Source organism: Streptomyces sp. NPDC090442 (genome assembly GCF_044769405.1).
Taxonomy (GTDB): domain Bacteria; phylum Actinomycetota; class Actinomycetes; order Streptomycetales; family Streptomycetaceae; genus Streptomyces.
On sequence record NZ_JBIVXW010000076.1, the window covers coordinates 25,595 to 45,679 of the forward strand.

Below are 20,085 nucleotides of genomic sequence, written 5' to 3' on the forward strand. Positions count from 1 at the left end.
TCTTCCCTCGTGCGGTGGGGTGCGGCATCCTGCGCCCATGCAGACGGAGTTGAGCAACGCGCTGGGAGTCGAGCACGCCGTCTTCGGGTTCACGCCGTTTCCGGCGGTCGCCGCGGCGATCACCCGGGCCGGCGGGTTCGGGGTGCTCGGCGCGGTCCGCTACACCGCGCCCGGTGAACTGGCCCGCGATCTGGACTGGATGCAGGAGCACACCGACGGGCTGCCCTACGGGCTGGACGTGGTGATGCCCGCCACGAAGGTGGAGGGCGTCACCGAGGCCGACGTGGAGGCGATGATCCCGCCGGAGCACCGCCGGTACGTCGAGGAGGTGTTGGCCAAGTACGACGTGCCGCCGCTGCCGGCGGGGGAGCCGTCCGGGTGGCGGATCACCGGGTGGATGGAGCAGGTGGCCCGCACCCAGCTCGACGTCGCCTTCGACTACCCGATCCGGCTGCTCGCCAACGCGCTGGGCTCCCCGCCGGCTGACATCGTCGAGCGCGCCCACGCGCACGGCGTCCGGGTCGCCGCGCTGGCCGGCAGCCCGCGGCACGCCCGGCACCACAAGGCCGCCGGGATCGACATCGTGGTGGCCCAGGGGTACGAGGCCGGCGGGCACACCGGGGAGATCGCCACCATGGTGCTCACCCCCGAAGTGGTCGCGGCCGTCGACCCGTTGCCGGTGCTGGCCGCCGGCGGGATCGGCACCGGCGAGCAGATCGCCGCCGGGCTCGCCCTGGGCGCCCAGGGCGTCTGGCTCGGCTCGATCTGGCTCACCACCGAGGAGGCCGATCTGCACTCCCGGCGGCTGACCGCGAAGCTGCTCGCCGCCGGACCCGGCGACACCGTCCGCTCCCGCGCCCTGACCGGCAAGCCCGCCCGACAGCTCCGCACCGCCTGGACCGACGCCTGGGACGACCCCGAGGGCCCCGGCACCCTCCCGATGCCGCTCCAGGGCCTGTTGGTCGCCGAGGCCAACTCCCGCATCCAGCGGCACGAGGTCGAGCCGCTGCTCGGCACCCCGGTCGGCCAGATCGTCGGCCGGATGACCAGTGAACGCAGCGTGCGGGCCGTCTTCGACGACCTCACCCGCGGCTTCGAGCGGGCCGTCGACCGCATCGACCGGATCGCCGGCCGCGCCTGAGCCGCCGACCCGCCAACGCCTGAGAGGACCCGACCATGACCGACACCCCCAACGGCTTCTGGGCCCAGGCCACCGCCGACCCCGACCGGACGGTCCTGATCGCCCCAGACGGCGAGGAGTGGACCGCCGGCCGGCTGCACGCCGCCACCAACCGGCTGGTCCACGGGCTGCGCGCGGCCGGCCTGGAGCGCGGCGACGCCTTCGCCGTGGTCCTCCCCAACGGCGTGGAGTTCTTCACCGCCCACCTCGCCGCCGCCCAGGCCGGCCTCTACCTCGTCCCCGTCAACCACCACCTCGTCGGCCCGGAGATCGCCTGGATCGTCGCCGACTCCGGGGCCAAGGTGCTGATCGCCCACGAGCGGTTCGGCGACGCGGCCCGGCAGGCGGCCGACGAGGCGGGGCTGGCCGCGGAACGGCGGTACGCGGTCGGCACTGTGGCCGGATTTCGCCCCTACGCCCAACTCCTGGACGGGCAACCGGAGTCGGCGCCGGCCGACCGGACCCTGGGCTGGGTGATGAACTACACCTCCGGCACCACCGGCCGCCCGCGCGGCATCCGCCGCCCGCTGCCCGGCAAACCGCCCGAGGAGACCTACCTCGGCGGCTTCCTCGCCATCTTCGGCATCCGGCCGTTCGACGACAACGTCCACCTGGTCTGCTCGCCGCTGTACCACACCGCGGTCCTGCAATTCGCCGGCGCCGCCCTGCACATCGGCCACCGCGTCGTCCTGATGGACAAGTGGACGCCCGAGGAGATGCTCCGGCTGATCGAGCGCCACCGGTGCACCCACACGCACATGGTGCCCACCCAGTTCCACCGCCTGCTCGCGCTCCCGGAAGAGGTCCGCGGCCGCTACGACGTGACGTCCATGCGGCACGCCATCCACGGCGCCGCGCCCTGCCCCGACCACGTGAAACGCGCCATGATCGACTGGTGGGGCGGCTGCGTCGAGGAGTACTACGCGGCCAGCGAGGGCGGCGGCGCGTTCGCCACCGCCGAGGACTGGCTGAAGAAGCCCGGCACGGTCGGGCGGGCCTGGCCGATCAGCGAACTGGCGGTCTTCGACGACGACGGCAACCGCCTGCCGGCCGGCCAACTCGGCACCGTCTACATGAAGATGACCACCGGCGGCTTCAGCTACCACAAGGACGAGGGCAAGACCCGCAAGAACCGCATCGGCGACTTCTTCACCGTCGGCGACCTCGGCTACCTCGACGAGGACGGCTATCTCTTCCTCCGCGACCGCAAGATCGACATGATCATCTCCGGCGGGGTCAACATCTACCCGGCCGAGATCGAGTCGGCGCTGCTCGCCCACCCCGCCGTCGCCGACGCCGCCGCCTTCGGCATCCCGCACGACGACTGGGGCGAGGAGGTCAAGGCGGTCGTCGAACCCGCCGAGGGACACCGGCCCGGCCCGGAACTGGCCGCCGCCCTCCTCGACCACTGCGCCCGCCACCTGGCCGGCTACAAACGCCCCCGCTCGGTCGACTTCACCAGCGCGATGCCCCGCGACCCCAACGGCAAGCTCTACAAGCGCCGGCTGCGCGCCCCGTATTGGGAGGGCCGGGAGCGGGCCGTGTGACCGGGAGCCGGTGACCCCCGGGGCGGCCGGGGCCGTTGCGGACCGCCGCGGGCCACCGGGCGGCGCGCGGTGCCTTGACCGGGCATCCGGGCGCGCCCCAGGATCGCCGCATGACGGATGCGAGGGACGCGCGCGGCAACACGGTCGACGGGATCCTGCGGCGCAGCGCGCGCCGGGTGCCGGAACGGACGGCGGTCCGCTACGGCGAACGGAGTTGGAGCTACCGCGAACTGGACGACGCGGTCACCGCCGCCGCCCGACTGCTGCGCGCCGAGGGGCTGCGCCCGGGGGACCGGGTCGCCTCCTACGGGCACAACTCCGACGCCTACCTGATCGGCTTCCTGGCCTGCGCCCGCGCCGGCCTGGTCCACGTCCCGGTCAACCACGCCCTGACCGGCGAGGAGTTGGACTACCTGCTCACGCAGTCCGGCAGCACCCTGGTGCTCACGGACGTCGCGCTGGCGCCCCGGTTGCCGGACGCGGTGCGCGCCGTCCCGTTGCACGGCGCGCCGGACGGGCTGCTGGAGCGGCTGCCGCGGCACCGCGAGCCGGCCGACGGCGAGGCGCTGCCCGCGCCGGCCGAGGACGCCCTCGTCCAACTCCTTTACACCTCCGGGACCACCGCCCTCCCCAAGGGAGCGATGATGACCCACCGGGCGCTGGTGCACGAGTACACCAGCGCGATCGTCGCCCTCGACCTCACGGAAGACGACCGTCCGGTCCACTCGCTGCCGCTCTACCACTCCGCCCAGATGCACGTCTTCCTGCTGCCCTATCTGGCGGTGGGGGCGGAGAACACCCTCCTGGACGGGCCCGCTCCGGAGCGGCTCTTCGCACTGGTGGAAGCGGGCCTGGCGGACAGCCTGTTCGCCCCGCCGACCGTCTGGATCGGGCTCGCCAACCACCCCGGCTTCGGCACCCGCGACCTGGACGGGCTGCGCAAGGCGTACTACGGCGCCTCGATCATGCCGGTGCCCGTACTGGAACGGCTCCGCGCCCGGCTGCCGCACCTCGCCTTCTACAACTGCTTCGGCCAGAGCGAGATCGGCCCGTTGGCCACCGTCCTCGGACCGGACGAGCACGAGGGGCGGATGGACTCCTGCGGGCGCCCGGTGCTGTTCGTCGAGGCGCGGGTGGTGGACGGGGACGGCCGGGAGGTGCCCGACGGCACCCCGGGCGAGGTGGTCTACCGCTCGCCGCAGCTCTGCACGGGCTATTGGGAGAAGCCCGAGGAGACCTCGGAGGCGTTCCGGGACGGCTGGTTCCACTCCGGGGACCTGGCCGTCCGGGACGCGGCCGGCTACTTCACGGTCGTCGACCGGGTCAAGGACGTCATCAACTCCGGTGGCGTGCTGGTCGCCTCGCGCCAGGTGGAGGACGTGCTCTACGCGCACCCGCAGGTCGCCGAGGTCGCGGTCGTCGGGCTGCCGGACGAGCGGTGGATCGAGGCGGTGACCGCGGTGGTGGTCCGGCGTACCGGCGACGGGGACGGCGCGGCGGGGGGCGACGCGGTGGGGGAGGCGGAGCTGATCGCCGCGGCGCGGGCCCGCCTGGCGCCGTTCAAGGTGCCCAAGCGCGTGGTGTTCGTCGACGCGCTGCCGCGCAACGCCAGCGGCAAGGTCCTCAAGCGGGCGCTGCGCGAGCGGTTCGGCACCCGCTGAGCGGCGCGCGGAGGGCGACTGTCAGTGCCCGCTGCCATGCTGGGAACCGGCACTGACCAGCACGTGATCGGAGTACCCCATGTTGACGACCCGCTTCGTCCCCGGCGCACCGAACTGGCTCGACCTCGGCGTCCCCGACGTCGACGCCGCCGCGGCGTTCTACGCCGCGCTGTTCGGCTGGACCTTCCAGTCGGCCGGCCCGGAAGCCGGCGGCTACGGCTTCTTCCAACTCGACGGCAAGACGGTCGGTGCGGTCGGCCCCTGCCAGGAGGAGGGCGCCGGCCCGGCCTGGACGCCGTACTTCCTCACCGCGGACGCGGACGCCACCAGCAAGGCGGTGGAGCAGGCCGGCGGCCGGGTCCGGACCGCGCCGATGGACGTCTTCACCGCCGGCCGGCTCGCCACGTTCACCGACCCGACGGGCGCCGACTTCGCGGTCTGGCAGCCGGGCGACGTCAAGGGACTGGAAGCGGTCATGGAGCCGAACACCCTGTGTTGGACGGAGCTCTACACCACCGACGCCGCCGCGGCCCAGGACTTCTACCGCAGCGTGTTCGCCTGGACCTACCAGGACATGACGATGGGCGGGGAGTTGCTCTACAGCGTCGCCTCCGCGCCCGGCGCCGGCAGCGGGGACGACACCGCGCACGGCGGCATCCTCCAGCTCCAACAGATGCATCTGGACGCCGGCTCGACGTCGGAGTGGCACCCGTACTTCGGCGTCACCGACTGCGACGCGATGTACCACACCGCCACCCAACTCGGCGCCACACCGCTGATCGCGCCGATGGACGCGGCCGGCATCGGCCGGCTGGCGATGGTGATGGACCCGGCCGGCGCGCCCTTCGCGCTGCTCAAGGGGGAGCCCAAGACGGCCTGATGACGGGCGGTAGGGCGGGACGGACGGCAACGGCAAGGCCGGGGGGTGGAGAGCTGCCCGGGGCGACGGTTCGGGGCGCCGTCAGCCGTCCCCGCGGGCGTCCACGATCCGCTTGAACTTCCCCACCGAGCGCTCCAGCGTCTCCGGATCGACGATCTCCACCGCGACCGTGACCCCGATGCCGTCCTTGACGCCGCGGGCGATCCGGTCGGCGGCGGCCGCGCGGTCGTCCGCGGTGGCGTCCGGCCGGGCCTCGGCGCGCACGGTCAGCCGGTCCAGCCGGCCCTCGCGGGTCAGCCGGAGCTGGAAGTGGGGAGCGACGCCGGGGGTGCGCAGCACGATCTCCTCGACCTGTGCGGGGAAGAGGTTGACCCCGCGCAGGATGATCATGTCGTCGCTGCGCCCGGTGATCTTCTCCATCCGGCGGAAGGCCGGGCGGGCGGTCCCGGGCAGCAGCCGGGTCAGGTCCCGGGTGCGGTAGCGGATGACCGGCATGGCCTCCCTGGTGAGCGAGGTGAGGACCAACTCGCCGTGCTCGCCGTCCGGCAGCACCTCGCCGGTGAGCGGATCGACCACCTCCGGATAGAAGTGGTCCTCCCAGATGTGCAGCCCGTCCTTGGTCTCCACGCACTCCTGCGCCACGCCGGGCCCCATCACCTCCGACAGTCCGTAGATGTCCACCGCGTCGAGGGCGAACCGCTCCTCGATCTCCCGGCGCATCTCCTGCGTCCAGGGCTCGGCGCCGAAGATCCCCACCTTCAGCGAGGTGGTGCGGGGGTCGATGCCCTGGCGCTCGAACTCGTCGAGCAGGGTGAGCAGGTACGACGGCGTCACCATGATGATCTCGGGGCGGAAGTCCTGGATGAGCTGCACCTGACGGCTGGTCATCCCGCCGGAGGCCGGGACGACGGTGCAGCCGAGCCGCTCCGCGCCGTAGTGCGCCCCCAGCCCGCCCGTGAACAGCCCGTATCCGTAGGAGACATGGACGGTGTGGCCTGGTCGGCCGCCCGCCGCACGGATCGAACGGGCCACCAGATCCGCCCAGTTCGACAGGTCCCGCTCGGTGTAGCCCACGACCGTGGGTCGCCCGGTGGTGCCGCTGGAGGCGTGCAGCCGCCGCACCCGCTCCTTCGGCACCGCGAACATGCCGAACGGATAGTGCGCCCGCAGGTCGTCCTTCACCGTGAACGGGAAGCGGGCCAGGTCCGCCGGCGTGCGGCAGTCCTCGGGCCGGATGCCGGCCCGGTCGAACGCCGTCCGGTAGAAGGGGACGTGGTCGTAGGCGTGCTGCAACGAGGCGCGAAGCCTGGTGAGTTGGAGCGCGTGCAGGGCGTCCGCCGACAGCCGCTCCGCGTCGTCGCACCAGTCGGTCCCGCAGACCCCGTCGCCCGTCCCGCTGTCCGTCGCCGCTTCCGGCATGGATCTCACCGCCTCGTCTCCCTACCGATCATTCGGTAGCCGCGATTGCGGAACCAAGTAATCAGCGCGCGGCGGGCACGTCAAGGGGCGTGCCGCGGACGACCCGCGGGTAGCTTCTCGCGCATGGGTGACGTACGGAAGGTGCAGGTCGGTGACGTTCGGTTGGCGTACCGCGGGTGGGGCGAGGCGGACGCGCCCCCGGCGGTCCTGCTGCACAGCCTCGGCGAGGACGGTGAGGACTGGCGCGGGGTGGTCGGCCGACTGGCCACCACGCACCGGGTCTTCGCGCTCGACCAGCGCGGGCACGGCCGCAGCGACTGGCCGGGGGAGTACGGCTTCGAGCGCTGGCGGGACGACGCGATCGGCTTCGTCGAGGCGCTCGACCTCGGCCCGGTCGCGCTGATCGGCCACTCGCTGGGCGGCACCACCGCCCTGCTGCTGGCCGCCCACCGCCCCGCCCTGGTCTCCCGCCTGATCGCCGAGGAACCGGCCCCGCCGGTCCCCGCCGACCCGCCGCAGCGGGTCCCCGCGCCGCCGCCCGGCCCCGCGGCCTTCGACTGGCAGGCCAAGGTCGCCGCCGTCGCCGAGCGGAACGCCCCCGCGCCGCACTGGCGGGCGTCCCTCTCTGCGATCACCGCCCCCACGCTGGTGATCGCCGGCGGTTCCACCAGCCACATCCCCCAACGCCACCTCGTCGAGGTGGCCGACGCCATCCCCGACGCCCGCCTGGTCACCGTCGAGGGCGCCGGCCACCTCGTCCACGAGGAGCGACCGGGGGAGTACCTGGCGGCGGTGACGTCCTTCCTGCGGGGTTGACGTGGGTCAACTACCGTATGACTGGCCAGTGTTCATGATGGCGGCGGACGCGGTTCCGCGAGCGGCTCGTGCACGGATCGACGAACGCTCGACGTCGGGAGGAACGGCTCGACGAGCGGTTCCCTGAGGGCTGCGGTGGTCGTCTCGGCCGCGGTTCGGCACAGGCGACAGAGGGTTCGGTGAACGGTTTCGACGGAAGGCTCGATGTGCAGGTGATCATCTCGATGCGCCGTGCGTTGCTCGCCGGGAGCGCCGCGGCGGTGTTGTTCGCCGGGGTCGGGGTCGGGTCCGGCAGCGCCGCCGCGGTGCCCGCCGGCGCCGCACCGCGGCCGGCCGCCGACCCGGTGCGTGCCGCCGCGCCCGCGCCGTCACCGGCCGATCACCTCCGGCCGCTGGCCGCCCTCTCCGCCGCACGGCTGGCCACCGCCGACCTGGTGGCCGCGGCGAAGTGGGGCACCGGCAGCCCGATCGACGATCCGGCGCGGGAGCGGGAGGTGCTGGCCGCGGTGGCCGCGCAGGCCCGCGAGGCGGGTGCCGACCCGGAGGCGACCGTGCGGATCTTCCGGGACCAGATCGAGGCGAACAAGCTGGTCCAGCGGGGGCTGTACCGCCGCTGGGGCGCGGACCCCGCGCACGCGCCCACCACCCGCCCGGATCTCGCCCGGGTCCGTCAGGAGATCAACCGCCTCAACGGGGAGTTGGTGCGGGCCGTCGCCGCGTCCCCGCGGGCCCGTACGGCGCCGGGCTGCGGGCCGCGGCTGGCGCTCGCCGCGCTGCGGGTGGGCGACGAGCGCCGGCTGGACCTGCTGCACGCGGCCGGGTTGGCCCGTTCGCTGCGGTCGGTGTGCGGAGGATAGCCGACGCGGGCGGCGGGCGGCGGGCGGCGGGCGGTGAGGAAGACGGGCGGGGGTGGACAGGCGGCCGGGGCCGGCTGGTTGGGGAAATGGTCCCCTTCGGGCCCCTTGCCCCTCACGCCTCCCTTTCCCCCGCCGCCACCGCCTTCGCCCACCGGTAGTCCGCCTTGCCGCTCGGTGACCGCTGGATCCGGTCGGTGAAGACGACCTGACGGGGGATCTTGTAGCCGGCCAGCCGGGTCCGGCAGTGGGACTGGATGCCGCCCAGGTCCAACGGGCCGGCGTTCGGCCGGAGTTGGACGACGGCGGCGACCCGGCTGCCCCAGCGGTCGTCCGGGACGCCGGCCACCAGCGCGTCATAGACGTCCGGATGCGCCTTCAGGGCCTGCTCCACCTCCTCCGGATAGATCTTCTCCCCGCCGGAGTTGATGCACTGCGAGCCCCGACCCAGCACCGTGACCACACCGTCCGCGCCGACGGTGGCCATGTCGCCGAGCAGCACCCAGCGGTCCCCGTCCGCCGCGAAGAACGTCTCCGCGGTCTTCGCCGCGTCGTTGTAGTAGCCGAGCGGCACATGGCCGCGGAGCGCCAGCCGGCCGACCTCGCCGGGCGCGACCGGTCGGTGGGTGGCCGGATCGACCACCGCCGTACGGGAGTTGACGTTCAGCCGGAAGCCCTTGTCGGGGCCCGAGTCGTCGGTGGCGGTGCCGTTGAAGCCGGACTCCGAGGAGCCGAAGTTGTTCAGCAGCAACGCGTTCGGGACCAGCGCGGCGAACTGGGCGCGGACGGTGTCGGAGAGGATCGCCCCCGAGCTGCTGACGCTGAACAGGGACGAGCAGTCGGTCCCCTTGAGCGGGCCGGCGAGCGCGTCCACCAGGGGGCGCAGCATCGCGTCACCCACCAGGGAGACGCTGGTGACCCGCTCCCGTTCGATGGTGCGCAGCACCTCCTCCGGCGCGAACCTGCGGTGCACGACGACCTTCTGGCCGAAGTGGAAGCCGATGAACGCGGTGAGCGTCGAGGTGCCGTGCATCAGCGGCGGCGTCGGGAAGAACACCAGGCCCTCGCCGCCGGCCGCCACCCGCTCGGCCAACTCCTGTGGGCGGGCGACCGGTTCGCCGGTCGGTGCGCCGCCGCCCATCCCGGAGAAGAAGATGTCCTCGTGGCGCCAGACCACGCCCTTGGGCATGCCGGTGGTGCCGCCGGTGTAGATCACGATGCGGTCGTCGGCGGAGCGCGGCCCGAAGTCGCGGGCGGGGGAGCCGGCCGCCTCGGCCTCCGCCAGTGGCACCGGCGCGATCGCCGGTTCGGCGGCGCCGGCGGGCGGGGTGCCGACCCGTACCAGGTGCCGCAGCTTCGGCGCCTTCGGCAGCGCCCCCGCGACCCGGTCGGTGAACTCCGCTTCGAAGACCAGCGCCACCAGATCGGCGTCTCGGTAGAGGTAGACCAACTCCTCCTCGACATAGCGGTAGTTGACGTTCACCGGCACGGCACGGAGCTTCAGGCAGGCGTAGGCGGACTGGAGGTACTCGACGCCGTTGTAGAGGTGCAGTCCGACGTGGTCGCCGGGGCCGATGCCGCGGTCGGCGAGGTGGTGGGCCAGGCGGTTGGCAGCCCGGTCCAACTCCGCGTAGGTCAAACGTCGTTCGGCGCCGGTGCCCGGATGGTCAAGGTATACCAACGCCTCGCGGTCCGGGACGGTGTCGACGATCGACTCGAAGAGGTCGGCGAGGTTGTACTCCATGGCTCCTCCAGACCGGGCGGCGTCGGCTCGGCGGTCATTAGAGCGCCGTAGCCGAACGCAGGGAAGGGGTCCGGACCAAGAAAACTGACTGGTCGTCAGAAAAGCCTTGAACTCGCCGTCCGGCTACTGCAACCTGTTCTACGTCGTGAGACGGGAGGACCGAATGGGCGGGACCGAACACGCCGCGACCGCACCGGCTCGGCCGGAGGATGCGGCCACCGAACACCTCACCGTGGAGCGCACCGGCGCGACGCTGGTGCTCACCCTCAACCGGCCGGAGGCCAGGAACGCGCTCTCCCTGCCGATGCTGGTCGGCCTGTACGACGGCTGGCTCGCCGCCGACGCCGACGACCGGATCCGGTCGATCGTGCTGACCGGCGCCGGCGGCTCGTTCTGCGCCGGCATGGACCTCAAGGCGCTGGCCGGCGGCGGACTGACCGGCGACGGGTACCGCGCGCGGCTGCGCGCCGACCCGGATCTGCACTGGAAGGCCATGCTGCGTCACCACCGCCCGCGCAAACCGGTCATCGCCGCCGTCGAGGGCCACTGCGTCGCCGGCGGCACCGAGATCCTCCAGGGCACCGACATCCGGGTCGCCGGCGAGGGTGCCACCTTCGGCCTCTACGAGGTCCGGCGCGGCCTGTTCCCCATCGGCGGCTCCACCGTCCGACTGCCCCGCCAGATCCCCCGCACCCACGCCCTGGAGATGCTGCTCACCGGCCGGCCCTACCCGGCGGCCGAGGCGGCCCGGATCGGCCTGATCGGCCATGTCGTCCCCGACGGCACCGCGTTGGAGGAGGCGCTGGAGATCGCCGAGCGGATCAACGCCTGCGGTCCGCTCGCCGTCGAGGCCGTCAAGGCGTCCGTCTACGAGACCGCCGGGATGACCGAGACCGACGGGCTCGCCGCCGAACTCGCCCGCGGCTGGCCGATCTTCGACACCGCCGACGCCAAGGAGGGCTCCCGCGCCTTCGCCGAGAAGCGCCCCCCGGTCTTCCGGCGCGCCTGATCCCACCCCATCGAGGAGTCCCCATGTCAGAGGTCCTCACCGCGCCGCTCGTCGTGGAATTCCCCTTCACCCGCTCGCTCGGCCCGGTCGTCGGCGCCTTCCTCACCGGGCTGCGCGAGCGCACCGTCCTCGGCGTCCGGGCCCGCGACGGCCGGGTGGTGGTGCCGCCCGTCGAGTACGACCCGGTCACCGCCGACGAGCTCCGCGACCTGGTCGAGGTCGCCCCGACCGGCACCGTCACCACCTGGGCCTGGAACCCGTCCCCGCGCCGCGGCCAGCCGCTGGCCGACCCCTTCGCCTGGGTCCTGGTCCGGCTCGACGGGGCCGACACCGCCCTGTTGCACGCCCTGGCCGCGCCCGGCCCGGACGCCGTGCGCACCGGCATGCGGGTCCGCATCCGCTGGGCCGCCGAACGCACCGGGGCGATCACCGACATCGCCTGCTTCGAGCCCGCGGACGGGGCGGCGGGTGAGGTGACCGACGCGATGGTCGGGGCACCTAGGGAGGGGGCGAACGGATCCCGTAGGGGTGGCGCGGGCCCCCTGCGGGGCCACAACGTGGACGGGCGGGGTGGTATTCCCGGGGAGGGGGATCCCGGCGGGGGAGCTCCCAGCAGGGGGACTCCCGACGGGGGGAATCCCGGCCGGGGCGCTCCCGAGGGAGGCGCTCCCGTAGGAGACGTTCCCGCAGGGGGAACTCCCGAAGGCGGTGGGCGCGCGGCCGCCGACGGGCAGCAACCAGTCCCGCACGCCGGGCAGCAATCGGCCCCGCGCATCGGGCAGTTCGACGAGCCCGTGACCGGCATCACCGCGCCGGCCCGGCTCGACTACACCTACGCGCCCGGACACGCCCAGTCCCGGTACATCCAGGCGCTCGCCGAGCGGCGCACCCTCGGGGAGCGCTGCCCGGCCTGTCGCAAGGTCTACGTCCCGCCCCGCGGCGCCTGCCCCACCTGCGGGGTCGCCACCGGCGAACAGGTGGAGGTCGGCCCCCGCGGCACCGTCACCACCTTCTGCATCGTCAACATCAAGGCGCGCAACCTCGACATCGAGGTGCCCTACGTCTACGCCCATATCGCCCTGGACGGTGCCGACTTGGCGCTGCACGCCCGGATCGGCGGCATCCCCTACGACCAGGTGCGGATGGGGCTGCGGGTCGAGCCCGTCTGGACCGAGGGCGCCCGATTCCCCGACCACTACCGCCCCACCGGCGAACCCGACGCCGACTACGACAGCTACAAGGAGCTGATCTGATGCCCGAGCCAGTGCGCGGCCCGGTGCGCGAGGTCGCCGTCGTCGCCTTCGGACAGAGCGCGCACGCCCCGGACAGTGCCGAGACCTCCGAGGTCGAGATGCTGATGCCGGTGCTGCACGACGTCCTCGCGCAGACCGGCCTGAAGGCCCGGGACATCGACTTCACCTGTTCCGGCTCCTCCGACTACCTCGCCGGACGCGCCTTCTCGTTCACCATGGCGCTGGACGGCGTCGGCGCCTGGCCGCCGATCGCCGAGTCCCACGTGGAGATGGACGGCGCCTGGGCGCTCCACGAAGCCTGGGTCAAGATCCTCACCGGCGAGGCCGACACCGCGCTGGTCTACGCGTACGGCAAGTCCTCGCCCGGCGACCTGCGTGAGGTCCTCACCCGCCAACTCGACCCGTACTACGTCGCCCCGCTCTGGCCCGACTCCGTGGCGCTCGCCGCCCTCCAGGCCCAGGCGCTGCTCGACGCCGGCCACACCGACGCCCGCGAACTGGCCGCGATCGGCGCGCGCAGCCGGGATGACCGCCCGGACGCCGCCCCCGGCCGGCAGGTCGTCGGGCCGCTGCGCACCGGCGACTGCCCGCCGGTCGTCGACGGCGCCGCCGCGGTGATCCTCGCCGCCGGCGACACCGCCCGCCGGCTGGCCGACCGCCCCGCCTGGATCCGCGGCCTGGACCACCGCATCGAGGCGCACGCCCTGGGCGTCCGCGACCTCACCGACTCGCCCTCCACCCGGCTCGCCGCCGAACACGCCGGCGCCTTCGACGCCCCCGTCCAACTCGCCGAGCTGCATGCCCCGTTCACCTCCCAGGAGGTCGTGCTGCGTCGCGCGCTGCGGCTGGACGCGCCCGGCAGCACGGTCCGGATCAACCCGTCCGGCGGCGCGCTGGCCGCCAACCCCATGATGGCCGCCGGCCTGATCCGGCTCGGCGCGGCCGCCGCCGCCGTCCAGCGCGGCGAGGCGGACCGCGCCCTGGCGCACGCCACCTCCGGCCCGTGCCTGCAACAGAACCTGGTCGCCGTCCTGGAGGGGGAGCGATGAGCAACGCAGCGACCGCGAAGGAGCCGGTGGCCGTCGTCGGCGTCGGTCAGACCAAGCACGTCGCCGCCCGGCGCGACGTCTCGATCGCCGGCCTGGTCCGGGAGGCCGCCCAACGGGCCCTGGAGGACGCCGAGTTGGGCTGGGCCGACATCGACGCGGTGGTGATCGGCAAGGCCCCCGACTTCTTCGAGGGGGTGATGATGCCGGAGCTCTACCTCGCCGACGCGCTCGGCGCCGTCGGCAAGCCGATGCTCCGGGTGCACACCGCCGGCTCGGTCGGCGGCTCCACCGCCCTGGTCGCCACCAACCTCGTCGCCGCCCGGGTGCACGGCACGGTCCTCACCCTCGCCTTCGAGAAGCAGTCCGAGTCCAACGCGATGTGGGGCCTGTCCCTCCCGATCCCCTTCCAACAGCCGCTGCTGGCCGGCGCCGGCGGGTTCTTCGCCCCGCACGTCCGCGCGTACATGCGGCGCACCGGCGCCCCGGACACCGTCGGCTCCCTCGTCGCCTACAAGGACCGCCGCAACGCCCTGAAGAACCCCTACGCCCACCTCCACGAGCACGACCTCACCCTGGAGAAGGTCCAGTCCTCGCCGATGCTCTGGGACCCGATCCGCTACTCCGAGACCTGCCCCTCCTCGGACGGCGCCTGCGCCATGGTCCTCACCGACCGCACCGGCGCCGCCCGGGCCCCGCATCCGCCGGCCTGGGTGCACGGCGGGGCGATGCGGAGCGAGCCCACCCTCTTCGCCGGCAAGGACTTCGTCTCCCCGCAGGCCGGCAAGGACTGCGCCGCCGACGTCTACCGGCAGGCCGGGATCACCGACCCGCGCCGCCAGATCGACGCCGTCGAGATGTACGTCCCGTTCTCCTGGTACGAGCCGATGTGGCTGGAGAACCTCGGCTTCGCCGCCGAGGGTGAGGGCTGGAAGCTCACCGAGTCCGGGGTCACCGGGCTCGACGGCGACCTGCCCGTCAACCCCTCGGGCGGGGTGCTCTCCACCAACCCCATCGGCGCCTCCGGCATGCTCCGCTTCGCCGAGGCCGCCCTCCAGGTCCGCGGGCGGGCCGGCGAGCACCAGGTCGACGGCGCCCGACGGGCGTTGGGCCACGCCTACGGGGGCGGCTCGCAGTTCTTCTCCATGTGGCTGGTGGGTGCCGAAGCCCCCACCACCTGACGTCCCGCACCCGTCGCACGTCCCCTGTTCCGCCCCGGGGATCAGTCGTTACCCTGGCCACCGATGACGATCGGGAGGAGCGGATACGTGGCCGACAGCATCACCGACCAGCGGCTCGCGGGCGGGACCAGGCCGGAACTCGACCTGTCCCGCGCCGAGTGGCAATCGAGCACCCGGGGCGTGGGCGGAGATCTCCAGATCGCCTTCGTCGAGGGCTATATCGCGATGCGTAACGGCCGCAGCCCGGAGATACCGGCGCTGATCTTCACCCCCGCCGAGTGGCGCGGCTTCGTCCTCGGCGCCCGCGAGGGCGAGTTCGACCTGACCTGAGCCCCGCCGACGCGTCGCCACCGGCGCCGGCCCCCGCCGCCGCGGCGCGGGCCGGGCCGTCAGGTCAGCACCACGCACCCCCGCTGCCGCAGGGCCCGGACCGGCGCGGCCGCGTCGTCCACCGCGTTCCACCGCAGGTCCAGCTTCTCCAGGGACGGCAACGCGGCGAGCCAGTACGGCAGTTCACCGATCCGGTTGCCGCGCAGGTCCAGCCGGCGCAGCCGGCACAACCCGCGCAGCGCCCCGGGGACCTGCGGCAGCGCGTTGTCCCGCAGCTCCAGGACGCGCAGCGCGCCGAGCTCCGCGACCCCCTCCGGCAGCCCGGTCAGCGCATTGCCGCCCAGCCACAGCTCCCGCAGTCGGGACAGTTGCCCCACCGACGCCGGCAACTCCGTCAACCCGATGCGCTGCAACCGGAGTTCGACCAGCCCGACCATCTCGCCGAGCCCGGCCGGCAGTCGGCCCAGCGGATTGTCCCCGGCGTTGAGGTAGCCCAGCCGGTCCAGCCGGCAGAGTGCGTCCGGCAGGGTGGTGAGCCGGTTGTCGTGGACGTAGAGGTAGCGGGTCAGGCTCCCGGACAGTGCACCGAGTTCGGCGGGGAGCGCGGTGAGCGCGTTGTGGCCGAGGTCGAGGGTGTGCAACCGACGCAGCCGACCGAGCCCGGCCGGGAGCGTCGTGAGGCGGTTGTCGGCCAGGATCAGCACCTCGCAGTCCGGCCGTTCCCACACCTCCTCGGGGAACGAACCAAGGCCCGCCCGCCAGTAGTTGAGGCGCGCGGCCGTCACGGCCACAGCAGTTCCTTCGTCCAGGTGCCGTCGGTGCGGCGGTAGCGCAGCCGGGTGTGGTTGCGGTCCGTGGAGCCCTGCCAGAACTCCACCGATTCCGCCCGCACGGTGTGCAGCGTCCACTCGGGCGGCACCAACCCCGGTTCGCGCGCCAGCCGTTGAGCGGCATCGGCCACCGCGGCGTCCCGCTCCGCCAGCGACGCGAGCGGCCGGCTCTGCCGGCCCACCAGGGCCTCGGCGCGCGCCTCCGGGCTCCGTGCCAGGAAGTCCGCGGCGGACCGCTCCGCGTCCTCCCGCACCACCGGGCCGCGCACCCGCACCTGCCGGGCGAGGGGCTGCCAGTAGAAGGCCAGCGCGCAGTACGGGCGGGCGGTCAACTCCCGGCCCTTGGCGCTGCCGTCGTGCGCGGCGAAGCGCCAGCCCGCCGCGTCGATGTCCTTGAGGATCAGGGTCCGGGCGGACGGGGTGCCGTCCGCGTCGGCGGTCGCGACCGTCATCGCGTGCGGCTCGGGGACCTGCGCCCGGATCGCGCCCAGCAGCCACGCGGTGAACAGCTCCACCGGATCGTCGGGCGTCGCGACCGTGTCGAAGGTGGGCAGTTCGCCCCCGAACACCGGCAGGTCGCGCAGCAGTTGACGGAGATCGGCCATGCTTCCCCCTCGGGTGATTAATGGTTGCGCGCGACCGTACCATTAGCTTCATGGACGCAACGCGGCTCGCCCTGGACCTCGCCGTCACCATCCGCCACGACGGACACGACGGCGTCGCCGACGACCTGGCCGACACCGCCGGCCTCGCCGCCTGGCTCCGCGACCGGACCGACGCCCTGGACTGCGCCGCCGACGGCCCGCCCCCGGCGGACGAGGCCCTGCTCACCGCCGTCCGCGAGCTCCGGGCCGCGGTCCGCTCGCTGTTCGCCCGCGCGATCCGCCCCAACCCGCCCAGCCCCGCCGACGCCCACCGGCTGCTCCCCGAGGACGCGGCACTGGCCCGGCTCAACGCCGCCGCGGCCCGGGTCCCCACCGCCCCCCGCCTCACCTGGGAGCCCGACGCACCCCCCGTCCTGCGCCACCTCCCGACCGGCACCCCGCCCGCCGCCGACCGGCTCACCGCGACCCTGGCCCGGGCCGCCCTCGCCTTCCTCGGCGGCCCGGACCGCGACCGGTTGCGGGCCTGCCCGGCCCCGCGCTGCGTGCGCTACTTCGTCAAGGAGCGCGCCCGCCAGGAGTGGTGCAAGCCGTCCTGCGGCAACCGCGCCCGGGTCGCCCGCCACCACCGGCGCCGCCGTCAGGACGGGGCCGACCCCACCGGAACCGTCGCCGAATGACCACCCCCGCACCGGCCCGACGTCCGCGCCGCCCGGCGTGCCGGGCCACGTACGATGGCGACATGTCCTTCCTCCGTCGCCGCAGCGCAGCCACGCCCGCCGGTCCAGACTTCGACGTACTCGCCATGGACCCGGGGGACTGGCCCGGCAATCTCGGGGCCGGGCTGCTGCCCGCGCCCGACGGGAGCTGCCAGGGCGTGTTCCTCCGCTACGACCTGTTCGGCGGCCGCGGCCCGGCGATGATCATCGGCAACCTCCCGGAGGGCTCGCCGGCGCGCGAGTGCGAGGAGGGGCAGGTCCCCTTCGAGGTGGCCCAGCTCCTCGCGGCGCTTGAGAACGACGAGCCGGTGACGGTCGTGGAGACCGAGGACACCCCCGTGATGCACCAGGACAACCTCCTGATCGTCAAGCGCATCAAGTGCTCCGAGAGCCGCATCTCCTGCGTGCAGTTCGACCGCAGCGACGGCGTGCTGGTCACCATCGCCAGCTGGGACCGCCCGATCACCGACGACCTCTACGCACTGCTCAAGCCGCTGCCCGCGGAGCTCTTCCAGCAGGGCTGACCCGGCACGACCGACGGCGCACGGACCCGCGCCCGGCGGACGGCCCCACGGCCGACCACCGGGCGCGTGCGCGTCCCGGCCCTCCCGGGCTACGACCGCGAGGAGTGCACCTCCACATCGGCCGCCCGCACATAGCCGACCCGGTGCCCGAGCTGGATCTCGTAGTAGACGTCGTCGCCCCGCACCACCGCGTGCTTGGTGATGTCGAAGGTCGGCGAGAAGAAGTAGTCCGACCGCACCCGCCCGCCGACGGCGTACTTCTGGCCCGCGAGCAGCTTGTACGGCAGCGGGGTCACCGCCTGCACCGGCACCTGCGACGGATACGCCGACAGCTCCGGATAGGCCCGCCCGTAGACCGGGATCTCCGATCGACCCTCCTTCGGGGTGGCGACCAGACCCTTGGCGTTCACCGCCGTCGGGTGCGAGCGCGGGTTGTGGAACCACGCCTCCTGCCCGAGGTACCAGATCGCCGTCCAGTCACCGGACCGGCCCGCCACCGCGAACCGCTGCCCCGTAGAGGCCCGCGCCCCGGTGTCGTTCACCCCGGTCGTGGTCGCCGATCCGTCCGGGTGCAGCCCGATGTCCTGCACCAGCGGCGCGCTCTCACTGGGCGCGGTGTGCAGCCGCACCGCCGTGGAACCGTGCTCCGCGCACGGCTCACCCGCCTTCTCGCAGCCGGTGTAGACCGGCCGGTTGGCGTCGTAGGACGGGCGGATGGTGACCAGCCCGCCGTGCGACCCCGCGGTCCGCTTGAACGGCCGGCCCAACAGGGCGAAGTAGTGCGCCCAGTCCCAATACGGGCCGGGGTCGGTGTGCATCCCCGGGATCGTCGACGGGATCGTGCCCGGCACGTTGTCGTGGCCCAGGATGTGCTGCCGGTCCAACGGGATGTCGTACTTCTTCGCCAGGTACTTCACCAGCCGCGCCGACGTGCGGTACATCGCCTCCGTGTACCAGGCGTCCGGCGCGGCGAGGAACCCCTCGTGCTCGATGCCGATCGAGTGCGAGTTGACGTACCAGTTGCCCGCGTGCCAGGCCACGTCCTTGGTGGGCACGTGCTGGGCGATCAGCCCGTCCGAGGAGCGGACGGTGTAGTGCCAGGAGACGTACTTGGGGTCCTTGATCAGCCGGAGCGTGGTCTCCCAGGAGCCCTCGGTGTCGTGGATCACGAGGGTGTCGATCCGCTGCTCCTTGGGGCGGTCGGCCAGGTCGTGGTTGCCGTAGTTGGCCCCGTTGTCGTACTGCTCGTACGGCGCCGGCCAGGACTCGCAGGCCACCGTCCACGGGCACTCCAGCGCCCCACCGGAACCGCGCGCCGAGGCGCGCCGCACGGCGGCCCCGCCGAGACGTTTCTCCTGGGCGGCGTCCGCGGTCAGCCGGGGCGCGGCGGCCAGCGCGACCCGCTGCCCCGCGTCCGTGGTGCGGGCCTGCCCGTGCCGCATCACGTCGAAGACGTCCCGGGCGAAGGCCGCGCCGCTCGCCGCGTCGTCCGCGCTGCCGTAGCGGGCCACCGCCGCGTACCACTTGGCGGGGTCGGCACTGGCCGGCAGCCCCAGCTCGCGCTGGGTGGCGGCCAGCAGCGCGGCGCCGCCCAGCACGTTCGCCGCCGGGTCGGTCCGCAGCTTCGCCGCCGGCAGCTTCGCCAGGCGCGCGGCCCGCGGCAACGTCCGCAAGCGGGCCGGGAGTTCGGCGGGCAGCACCGCCCGCCGCGCCGCCGGCTCCGTCCGGCGCGGCCGGGCCGCATCGCCCCGCGCGTCCTCGGCGTCCGCACTGAACTCCGGCGCACCCGCCACGGCCGCCCGGGCGTCGGTCAGATGCATCGGGCCGTAGCCCCCGGAGACGCTGGGCGCGCCGCCGTGCGCGTCCCAGCGGGACTCCAGGTACGAGACGCCCAGCAGGACGCTGCGCGGCACGTGGTAGCGCGCGGCGGCGTCGTCGAAGGCGCGTTGCAGCGCGGCGGACGGGGGCTGCCCGGCGCCCGCGGACGGGGCCGCCGAGACCAGTGGCAGCAGCAGCGCCGCCGCCGCGACGGCGGTGGCGGGTCTGCGCAGCGCCAAGTGGCGGGTTCTCGGCGCGCCTTCCGGTGCGGATCCTCGCAAAACGGCCTCCTCAAGCCGGCCCGAGTCGGGGCGGTGTGACGGTGGTGTGCCAGGGCCTGCCCGGTGGAGCGCGAATCGGCCAGGCCGCGGCCGTGCGGGAGAACCCGAGGGTAAGCCCCGGGGTCGGCCGAGACCATGGGTTTGCCTCACGTGCCGTCAAACACCTGACCCGGACGGGATTTCGCATGTCGGGGCAGCACCGCCAGGAGCCTTCCCGGGCCCGGCCCGGGAGCTGCGGGGCGTCAGTGGAATGGGCCAACGCATACGTGAGCGGCGGGGCCCCCCCCCGCCGCCCCCCCCCCGGGGGGGCCCCCCCGGGCCGGGGGGCGCGGGGGGCGCCCGCCCCCCCCCCCCCCCCCCCCGCCCACAGCGCCGCGGCGCGCTCCGGAGA

The 20,085-nt window shown here is 73.9% G+C and carries 18 protein-coding genes; 13 read left to right on the forward strand and 5 right to left on the reverse strand.

Going from position 1 to position 20,085, the window contains the following annotated elements; all coding sequences use genetic code 11:
• Window positions 1-37 precede the first annotated feature (37 nt).
• The 4 genes from ACIQU6_RS36435 (at window position 38) to ACIQU6_RS36450 (ending at window position 5,268) form a co-directional block, all read left to right on the forward strand.
• Window positions 38-1,141, forward strand: coding sequence for an NAD(P)H-dependent flavin oxidoreductase (locus tag ACIQU6_RS36435; protein ID WP_403486021.1), 1,104 nt, complete (start codon window positions 38-40; stop codon window positions 1,139-1,141).
• Window positions 1,142-1,176: 35 nt separating this feature from the next.
• Window positions 1,177-2,727 carry an acyl-CoA synthetase gene (locus tag ACIQU6_RS36440; RefSeq protein WP_403486022.1) on the forward strand — a complete coding sequence of 517 codons (1,551 nt, stop codon included), beginning with the start codon at window positions 1,177-1,179 and terminating at the stop codon, window positions 2,725-2,727.
• A gap of 110 nt (window positions 2,728-2,837) precedes the next feature.
• Window positions 2,838-4,388 (forward strand): fatty acyl-CoA synthetase, encoded by a 1,551-nt coding sequence (locus tag ACIQU6_RS36445; RefSeq protein ID WP_403486023.1) that lies wholly within the window; start codon window positions 2,838-2,840, stop codon window positions 4,386-4,388.
• Window positions 4,389-4,467: 79 nt separating this feature from the next.
• Window positions 4,468-5,268, forward strand: a complete 801-nt coding sequence (locus ACIQU6_RS36450) for a VOC family protein (RefSeq protein WP_403486024.1) — start codon at window positions 4,468-4,470, stop codon at window positions 5,266-5,268.
• 81 nt (window positions 5,269-5,349) lie between these two features.
• On the opposite strand, the gene paaK is transcribed toward ACIQU6_RS36450, so the two are convergent.
• The gene (gene paaK, locus ACIQU6_RS36455; RefSeq protein WP_403486035.1) at window positions 5,350-6,687 is read right to left on the reverse strand and encodes a phenylacetate--CoA ligase PaaK; all 1,338 of its coding nucleotides are present in this window, start codon (window positions 6,685-6,687) and stop codon (window positions 5,350-5,352) included.
• A 123-nt stretch (window positions 6,688-6,810) separates the two neighbouring features.
• Here paaK and ACIQU6_RS36460 point away from each other — a divergent pair, with 123 nt between their 5' ends.
• Entirely contained in the window at window positions 6,811-7,503 is a 693-nt protein-coding gene (locus ACIQU6_RS36460) for an alpha/beta fold hydrolase (RefSeq protein ID WP_403486025.1), read from the forward strand.
• Window positions 7,504-7,727: 224 nt separating this feature from the next.
• Window positions 7,728-8,360 carry a chorismate mutase gene (locus tag ACIQU6_RS36465; protein ID WP_403486036.1) on the forward strand — a complete coding sequence of 211 codons (633 nt, stop codon included), beginning with the start codon at window positions 7,728-7,730 and terminating at the stop codon, window positions 8,358-8,360.
• Window positions 8,361-8,472: 112 nt separating this feature from the next.
• Here ACIQU6_RS36465 and ACIQU6_RS36470 read toward each other — a convergent pair whose 3' ends face one another.
• Window positions 8,473-10,101 (reverse strand): acyl-CoA synthetase, encoded by a 1,629-nt coding sequence (locus ACIQU6_RS36470; protein ID WP_403486026.1) that lies wholly within the window; start codon window positions 10,099-10,101, stop codon window positions 8,473-8,475.
• A gap of 163 nt (window positions 10,102-10,264) precedes the next feature.
• On the opposite strand from ACIQU6_RS36470, the gene ACIQU6_RS36475 reads away from it, so the two are divergent.
• The 5 genes from ACIQU6_RS36475 (at window position 10,265) to ACIQU6_RS36495 (ending at window position 14,920) form a co-directional block, all read left to right on the forward strand.
• Window positions 10,265-11,110, forward strand: a complete 846-nt coding sequence (locus ACIQU6_RS36475) for a crotonase/enoyl-CoA hydratase family protein (protein WP_403486027.1) — start codon at window positions 10,265-10,267, stop codon at window positions 11,108-11,110.
• A gap of 23 nt (window positions 11,111-11,133) precedes the next feature.
• Window positions 11,134-12,363 carry an OB-fold domain-containing protein gene (locus ACIQU6_RS36480; protein ID WP_403486028.1) on the forward strand — a complete coding sequence of 410 codons (1,230 nt, stop codon included), beginning with the start codon at window positions 11,134-11,136 and terminating at the stop codon, window positions 12,361-12,363.
• Window positions 12,363-13,412, forward strand: coding sequence for a thiolase domain-containing protein (locus ACIQU6_RS36485; RefSeq protein WP_403486029.1), 1,050 nt, complete (start codon window positions 12,363-12,365; stop codon window positions 13,410-13,412). Before ACIQU6_RS36480 ends, ACIQU6_RS36485 begins: the two co-directional genes overlap by 1 nt.
• A complete protein-coding gene (locus ACIQU6_RS36490) occupies window positions 13,409-14,590 on the forward strand; it encodes a thiolase domain-containing protein (protein ID WP_403486030.1) in 1,182 nt (393 codons plus the stop codon). The genes ACIQU6_RS36485 and ACIQU6_RS36490 overlap by 4 nt, the downstream gene beginning before the upstream one ends.
• An 87-nt stretch (window positions 14,591-14,677) precedes the next feature.
• Entirely contained in the window at window positions 14,678-14,920 is a 243-nt protein-coding gene (locus ACIQU6_RS36495) for a DUF397 domain-containing protein (protein ID WP_274917295.1), read from the forward strand.
• A gap of 59 nt (window positions 14,921-14,979) precedes the next feature.
• Here ACIQU6_RS36495 and ACIQU6_RS36500 read toward each other — a convergent pair whose 3' ends face one another.
• Together ACIQU6_RS36500 and ACIQU6_RS36505 are read right to left on the reverse strand one after the other, a co-directional pair.
• Window positions 14,980-15,705 carry a leucine-rich repeat domain-containing protein gene (locus ACIQU6_RS36500; protein WP_403486031.1) on the reverse strand — a complete coding sequence of 242 codons (726 nt, stop codon included), beginning with the start codon at window positions 15,703-15,705 and terminating at the stop codon, window positions 14,980-14,982.
• A complete protein-coding gene (locus tag ACIQU6_RS36505; protein WP_403486032.1) occupies window positions 15,702-16,355 on the reverse strand; it encodes a pyridoxal 5'-phosphate synthase in 654 nt (217 codons plus the stop codon). Before ACIQU6_RS36505 ends, ACIQU6_RS36500 begins: the two co-directional genes overlap by 4 nt.
• Window positions 16,356-16,405: 50 nt before the next feature.
• On the opposite strand from ACIQU6_RS36505, the gene ACIQU6_RS36510 reads away from it, so the two are divergent.
• Both ACIQU6_RS36510 and ACIQU6_RS36515 read left to right on the forward strand, forming a co-directional pair.
• Complete coding sequence (locus ACIQU6_RS36510) at window positions 16,406-17,032, forward strand: CGNR zinc finger domain-containing protein (RefSeq protein ID WP_403486033.1); 627 nt, start codon at window positions 16,406-16,408, stop codon at window positions 17,030-17,032.
• Window positions 17,033-17,094: 62 nt separating this feature from the next.
• Window positions 17,095-17,595 carry a hypothetical protein gene (locus ACIQU6_RS36515; RefSeq protein ID WP_274917296.1) on the forward strand — a complete coding sequence of 167 codons (501 nt, stop codon included), beginning with the start codon at window positions 17,095-17,097 and terminating at the stop codon, window positions 17,593-17,595.
• Between the two features lie 89 nt (window positions 17,596-17,684).
• On the opposite strand, the gene ACIQU6_RS36520 is transcribed toward ACIQU6_RS36515, so the two are convergent.
• Window positions 17,685-19,694: an N-acetylmuramoyl-L-alanine amidase gene (locus ACIQU6_RS36520; RefSeq protein WP_403486034.1), complete on the reverse strand. Its 2,010-nt coding sequence runs from the start codon at window positions 19,692-19,694 to the stop codon at window positions 17,685-17,687.
• Between the last annotated feature and the right edge of the window lie 391 nt (window positions 19,695-20,085).